A 6,386-nucleotide genomic window follows, 5' to 3' on the forward strand; every position below is an offset into this window, starting at 1 on the left:
TCGATATCCCAACCCATATAGACTGAAATATTTCCCGCGGAGCCTTCACTGGCTTCGATTTCTGCCAACCTTCGACCTGCTTCGCCCATGAGGGTCATCATTTCAACTAGATCAGGATAAGGGGCTTCAATCGGCATGATCAATATTTCCTTTTTTACTATTGCGCGAGAACACATACCAGAAGAATACAACCCAAAAGGCTATCAGGAGAATGCTTAAGATAAGTGCGCTAGGTTGAGATTCCTTTGGCAAGTTCCAGTAGAAGACAAATAGGTTCGGAGCGAGAAATGCCCAACCGACTGCTGAAGCTTCCTTCAGGCATCTTCCGAATGGAAGTTTAAGCAACGCGCTCTCTAATAACGCCGCCGATAGGATTACTATTCCGAGACTTATACAAATAATGATGATTGCAGAAAGATGGCTGCCTAACCGACTAACCGAAGAAATAGCCGCCCAAGCATTCAGCGCTAGCAACGGGACCATTCCCAGCACAAACTGTACACCGATTAAAATCGTTTCTTTATTTGGCTTAGTCTCTTGCATATTATTTCTTAAAATAGAGGTCGGCCACACGGCCGACCTCTGATTATGTCATTATGATTAGCTTACTTAGCGGACGCCCATGATGATTTCAAGCGTGAGCTGGTCCAGCTTTTCGTACTGAAGGCCGATTTTGCCGAGGGCGACGCGGTCGAAATCGGTCGCTTTGATGGTATCGGCATTAGCTTTGCTGAATTTGCCCATGAGATTGGTCATCTCGGGGTTTTTCGGGTTGGCAGCAGCTATGATGGCTTGGATTTCCTTGTCCTCGTTGAAGCGTTTTACCTTGTCCTTGAGAATAAGGTAAGTGCGCATACAACCGGCAGCGAAGTCCCAAACACCGGCTTCATCTTCAGTTCGATACGCGTGAGCATCGAAGTGGCGAGGTCCAGCATAACCGCTGTCCTCGAGTAGTTTGACCAGATAAAAAGCGCCCTTTACGTCTTCGGAACCGAAGCGAAGGTCCTGGTCATAGCGGCCAAACTTCTGAGCGTTTAGGTCGATATGGAAGAGCTTTCCAGCATCGACAGCTTGCGCGACAGCATGATAGAAGTTGAGGCCTGCCATATTCTCATGGGCGACTTCCGGGTTGACGCCGACCATGCTGGGATCGTCCAAGGTTGAAATCATCGCAAGCATCGCGCCTGTAGTAGGCAGATAAATATCTCCACGAGGCTCGTTGGGTTTAGCTTCGAGAGCAAACTTGAGATTGTAGCCTTGATCCTTGCTGTAACCGCAGAGGAAGTTGAGGCACTCTCGGAAGCGCTTGTTGACATCAACGGCATCCTTGGCGGCATCGCACTCAGAACCTTCGCGGCCGCCCCAGAAAACATAGATCTCAGCGCCGAGGTCGACGCACATGTCCATCGAGTCCATAACTTTCTTTAATGCCCAAGCTCGAACGGTGGGGTTATTGCTGGTGAAAGCGCCGTCTTTGAAGGATGGGTCGCCAAACAAGTTGGTTGTGCCCATGACGACGCGCATGCCGTTATCGGCTAGCGCCTTTTTGAAGTCTTTAATGATTCCCTCGCGCTCTGCGGGGGTGGCATCGATGGGAACCAGGTCATTGTCATGCAGGTTCACGCCCCAGGCGCCAAGCTTTGCCAGGTTCTCTACACTTTTAATGGGGCTAATGCGGTCTCGTACAGGCTCACCAAAAGGGTCTCGGCCTGCGTTGCCGGTTGTCCAGAGGCCGAATGTGAATTTATCCTTTTGTGTTGGCGTGTAAGCGTCCATGTTGTTTTGCTCCTATTCAAGACTTTTTTGTTAAAGCGATTATTAGAAAGCCACCTCAAAAGGCAACTTCTTAATTCTTAACACCTATTGTACCGCCCAACGAAATCAATGGCAAGCGCGAGCGTGGAGGGTAAATAGGGTAGTGACAAATTAAACTTCCTCATCTCGCCACCACCACCAATGAGAGCGGGGAAAAAAGATCAATTTTTGATCTAGCTCATAATCAACTATTGGTATCAAACTTCGCCACTGGATCAGCTTTTTTTGCAAGATTAGATCTGCCTTTTTTACAAGGCGAACTAGTTTTAGATCAGGGATGAGGTCAGGGTGGAGAAACATTGGTGCGTTGAGGTGTGCCTCAATTCCATCCCGATTATTAAACAAATACCAGTCTTCATCTTGAAGTCCGTCTTCTATCGCGTCGACCCAGGTTGTAGGATAATAGTAAGAAACTAGATCTTCTTTAAGTTCACAGTGGAGCTGTTCTCGCACCCAAACTAAATTATGCTCGGTGCATTCATATACTGATTTCAAAATCCTGTCGAATATCTCCTTCTCATCATTAGATGTACCTCTGAGTTCATCACCCATCGCAACAAGACACTGTGCATTCTGAAGAGATTTAAGGACAACGGTGAGCCAACCTCCCCATCCTGGTCTTTCTTTGTACTCGTCCTTTTGGAGAAGCACGTCAGGAGTGCAGAAGTAGATAAGTCGCTGCTTTATTATTGAAAAAAGGAGATCTAATCTTGACTTGCGCTCATTCTCGAATTCATCCCTGTTTGAAATCATTTCTTTCTCTCAGGTTTCTCTTGGGGGATAACAGTCCTTTCAATCACCGCCCCTGTTTTGGGGTCCAGAATGATTTTGGTGTCGCCCTTTTCCCATGGGTCATAGCCAGTGCAGCAGATGGCTTCAGGGGTTGCTTCGTCGATTTCTAGGTAATCCGTCACCAACTCAGATGCTGACCATACTAAGCCGTTTTTACCATAGGCAACCATAGAATTGAAGTCAGAAAAAAGTAGTAATGGAATTTCAGGAATCAACTTCGAATCAGTAATAGGAGACACCTCATCGACCTCTTTCCACTCGGAAGGGTTATTCACTTCAACAAAGTAACCGTTACCAGCGGATATTACGCAAAGAACACATGTGTTGGGGGTGCTGTACACAGCATCAACACCGAAACTACCACCGATAAAAGTTGTAATCCAAGGTACACCGGCTTCAGGCGTAACTTTGACAACAAGGCCACCCGAACGGAAGCTATTCTCGCCAATATCGAGCTGTGTAATGACGCCGGGGCCGGATGGCAAGTCGGCGCCGACTTCTATTTCATATTCATGCGGCAAGGTCAAATTAATAATCATAGTATATTAAACTTCTGCGCCTAATCGAGTAATCCTGCTTTCTCTTGAACAAATAGTCGTTTTTTGAAGAAGAGCGCCACATTTACCAGCGATATGAGCACGGGCACTTCCACTAACGGGCCGATGACGGCGGCGAAGGCTACGCCTGAATTGATTCCGAAGACTGCTATGGCAACTGCGATGGCTAGCTCGAAGTTGTTGCTGGCGGCGGTGAAGGATAGCGTGGCCGATTTGGGATAATCAGCCCCGACCTTCATGCTCATGTAGAACGAGACGAGGAACATTACCACGAAATAGATGACTAGCGGGATGGCGATGCGAACCACATCCAGAGGAAGCCTCACGATGGTTTGGCCTTTGAGTGAGAACATGACGATAATCGTAAATAGTAGCGCAATCAAAGTCACTGGGGAGATGCGGGGGATAAACTTTTGCTCATACCATTGGCGGCCTTTGGCTCTGAGCATAACCAGACGCGTGAGCATTCCCGCAATAAACGGGATGCCCAGATAGATGAAAACGCTCTGCGCAATCTGCCCGATAGTCACATGGACTGCGCTGCCTTTTAATCCCAAGAGCGGGGGCAATACGGTGATGAATATCCACGCATAGACTGAGAAAAATAGCACCTGAAAGATGGAGTTGAAAGCCACCAATCCCGCCGCATACTCGGTATCGCCGCCCGCAAGTTCGTTCCAAACAATCACCATCGCGATACATCGCGCAAGGCCGATTAAGATTAGTCCCACCATGAACTCTGGATATCCGTGCAGGAATAGAATTGCCAGTAGGAACATAAAAATCGGCCCGATCACCCAGTTTTGAACCAGTGAAAGTGCAAGCACTTTATAGTTGCGGAACACATCCCCCAACTCTTCGTACTTTACCTTCGCCAGGGGTGGATACATCATTAGGATTAGCCCAATGGCGATTGGCAAGTTGGTAGTGCCTTTATTAAGTCCATTCCAGAAAGTAGCTGTGCCAGGAATGAAGTAACCCATGCCAACGCCCAGCGCCATCGCAAGGAATATCCAAAGGGTGAGGTATCGGTCTAAGAACGAAAGCTTTCGAGTGATATTATCCATTATTTACTCAGTTTCGTGGCGCGGATGAAGGCGCTCATTACTCTGCCGTCCAAAGCGGCTTTCTCTTTCTCTGATAAGTTGGCAATACTGCCGCTTTCGCAACAGGAGGAACTAGGGAGGTCGGCAAAGGTGTAGTGACGGGTTGGCTCGATGGAGATGTTAGCAAATCCGGCGGCTTCTAATCGGTGGGCATAATCATCTTTGTCAAGCGCTCCGGCAACACAGCCAACATAGGCCATCATGTCTTTGCGCACAGCTTCAGGCAGTTCGCCGTTCACAACCACATCGGAGACCGCGAATCGCCCACCTGGTTTAAGCACTCTGAATGCTTCTCGCAGTACGGCGTCTTTATCAGCAGAGAGATTAATAACGCAGTTCGAAATCACCACATCCACTTCATCATCGGGCAAGGGAATAGCTTCGATGTGGCCTTTGAGGAATTTCACATTTTCAGCATGCGCTTTAATGCGGTTTTCTTCTGCCAATACGAGCATTTCATCAGTCATATCAAGCCCATAAGCGAACCCATTTGGGCCGACCCTTCGAGCTGACAGAAGGACATCAATTCCTCCTCCTGAGCCTAAATCGAGCACTTTCTCACCAGGTTCCAGCTCGATAAGAGCCGTTGGGTTGCCGCATCCCAGTGAGGCGAGAATGGCTTCCGGCGGGATCGCCGCTGCTTCCTCTTCACTATAGAGGTTGCCAGTGATGGAATCAGCTTCAAGCAGTTTTGATGCGTCATTACGTGCGGCATCACTCACATTGCCGCCAGAGCAGCAAGCCGAGCCTTTGCCCTGAAGCACAATCTTAGCCGCCTCGCCGTATTTTCGGCGCACAGTTTCTCGCACATCGTTCTCTTCTATCATAATATTAATCCTTTCTGAGATAGTTCGCAGCACTTCGAGTCGGTCTCCGGTCCCGCTAGGAATGTCGAAAGTAGGGAAGCAGCTTCAGGATTAGCGCTGCAAATGACGTATTTGCCGCGCTTCTCCATAGTTATGAGACCGGCTAGCCGAAGTTCCTTAAGGTGCGCTGAAATAGTCGAGGTGATTTTCTCAACCCCAGTCACATGGCAGCACACTTCGCCAACAGTCAGTCCATCAACAGTCCGCACATCTCCGCTCCCCTCAACCGCCACCGGTTTACCCAATGCCAGCAGGAACTTAAAGATATGCAACCGGGTAGGATCCCCCAACGCTTTGAAAATCGTCGCCATCTCATTGATGTTAGTGTTCAAGTCAATATCCTTCGTTATTTCGCAGAATAACGAAATAAGTATAGCATTCTTAGTGGGTTATGTCAAGAAAGAACAGGAGATTTTATTAGAGATAGCATACAAACTCGGCCAGTAAACGAGTGTAGGCGATGAGATTAGGCCAAGATCAGTCTTTGGTCTTATGCAGGTTTGTCATGAGCCATTGCCGTGTTTTAGGCGGAGCGACCACAAAATAGGTCTTGCCGCCGCCGTTATTGAAGATTTCCCACAAGTCGATCGGTTCTCCATTCATATACGTCCAGTCGCATCCGGCTTCTTTGGCGATACAAAAAGCGGCTGCAACATCATGAAGGGTTTTGACGTGTCCGACGGTCCCGCACATCGTTCCCCGAGCAACATAGCAGATTTCGGCTGCAATGCTACCCAGGGAGCGAAATACCCCATTCCAAGGTCGGATATTGTAATACTTGCTGGCTCGACTGGTCATGCAGAGGGGGTCTTCGGAATGTGGTTTGTCCACATCGCGGGCATTTATTGGAATTCCGTTGCAGAATGCCCCTTCTCCAACTTTGGCACAATAGAGTTCTTGAACTCGGGGAATATAAATGACGCCTAATACCGGTTGGTTTTGATAAACAAGTCCGACTGAAACGCACCAGAAAGGAGAGTTTAAGACGAAATTGGTGGTGCCGTCGATGGGGTCAACTGCCCAAGTCGGAGCATCAGGGTCGCCGCGCAGACCGTATTCTTCCCCTAAAAAAGTGAACTCAGGATAGCGCTTGCCAAGTTCTTTTTCGAGAAATAACTCCACCTCACGATCAACATTAGTGACATAAGTTTGATCGAGTTTGAACTCGTGGAGGGCATTGAGATGCATTTCGAGCGCAAGATCGCCAGCTTGCCTGGTAACGTCAATTACAAATTGAAGATCAACCTCTA

At 48.4% G+C, this 6,386-nt stretch carries 8 protein-coding genes; all 8 read right to left on the bottom strand.

Annotation, left to right across the window (positions count from 1 at the left end):
* Positions 1–126: 126 nt before the first annotated feature.
* A complete protein-coding gene (locus tag WCO51_08390; GenBank protein ID MEI6513276.1) occupies positions 127–543 on the bottom strand; it encodes a hypothetical protein in 417 nt (138 codons plus the stop codon).
* Between the two features lie 66 nt (positions 544–609).
* Complete coding sequence (gene xylA, locus WCO51_08395; GenBank protein ID MEI6513277.1) at positions 610–1,776, bottom strand: xylose isomerase; 1,167 nt, start codon at positions 1,774–1,776, stop codon at positions 610–612.
* Positions 1,777–1,926: 150 nt separating this feature from the next.
* Entirely contained in the window at positions 1,927–2,568 is a 642-nt protein-coding gene (locus WCO51_08400; protein ID MEI6513278.1) for a hypothetical protein, read from the bottom strand.
* Positions 2,565–3,146: a hypothetical protein gene (locus WCO51_08405; GenBank protein ID MEI6513279.1), complete on the bottom strand. Its 582-nt coding sequence runs from the start codon at positions 3,144–3,146 to the stop codon at positions 2,565–2,567. The genes WCO51_08400 and WCO51_08405 overlap by 4 nt, the downstream gene beginning before the upstream one ends.
* 20 nt (positions 3,147–3,166) lie before the next feature.
* A complete protein-coding gene (arsB, locus tag WCO51_08410; GenBank protein ID MEI6513280.1) occupies positions 3,167–4,231 on the bottom strand; it encodes an ACR3 family arsenite efflux transporter in 1,065 nt (354 codons plus the stop codon).
* Positions 4,231–5,097, bottom strand: a complete 867-nt coding sequence (locus tag WCO51_08415) for an arsenite methyltransferase (protein ID MEI6513281.1) — start codon at positions 5,095–5,097, stop codon at positions 4,231–4,233. Before WCO51_08415 ends, arsB begins: the two co-directional genes overlap by 1 nt.
* Positions 5,094–5,468: a metalloregulator ArsR/SmtB family transcription factor gene (locus tag WCO51_08420; protein MEI6513282.1), complete on the bottom strand. Its 375-nt coding sequence runs from the start codon at positions 5,466–5,468 to the stop codon at positions 5,094–5,096. The genes WCO51_08415 and WCO51_08420 overlap by 4 nt, the downstream gene beginning before the upstream one ends.
* 145 nt (positions 5,469–5,613) lie before the next feature.
* Positions 5,614–6,386: inositol monophosphatase family protein (locus WCO51_08425; GenBank protein ID MEI6513283.1), on the bottom strand; the 773-nt coding region annotated here is incomplete at its 5' end.

This window comes from bacterium, from assembly GCA_037131655.1.
Taxonomy (GTDB): Bacteria; Armatimonadota; Fimbriimonadia; order Fimbriimonadales; family JBAXQP01; genus JBAXQP01.

What these genes read in the sequence shown, in the direction of transcription:
- arsB (MEI6513280.1), bottom strand. Translation starts at nt 4,231, where the DNA reads ATGGATAATATCACTCGAAAGCTTTCGTTCTTAGACCGATACCTCACC.
- WCO51_08390 (MEI6513276.1), bottom strand. Translation starts at nt 543, where the DNA reads ATGCAAGAGACTAAGCCAAATAAAGAAACGATTTTAATCGGTGTACAG.
- WCO51_08415 (MEI6513281.1), bottom strand. Translation starts at nt 5,097, where the DNA reads ATGATAGAAGAGAACGATGTGCGAGAAACTGTGCGCCGAAAATACGGC.
- WCO51_08400 (MEI6513278.1), bottom strand. Translation starts at nt 2,568, where the DNA reads ATGATTTCAAACAGGGATGAATTCGAGAATGAGCGCAAGTCAAGATTA.
- WCO51_08405 (MEI6513279.1), bottom strand. Translation starts at nt 3,146, where the DNA reads ATGATTATTAATTTGACCTTGCCGCATGAATATGAAATAGAAGTCGGC.
- xylA (MEI6513277.1), bottom strand. Translation starts at nt 1,776, where the DNA reads ATGGACGCTTACACGCCAACACAAAAGGATAAATTCACATTCGGCCTC.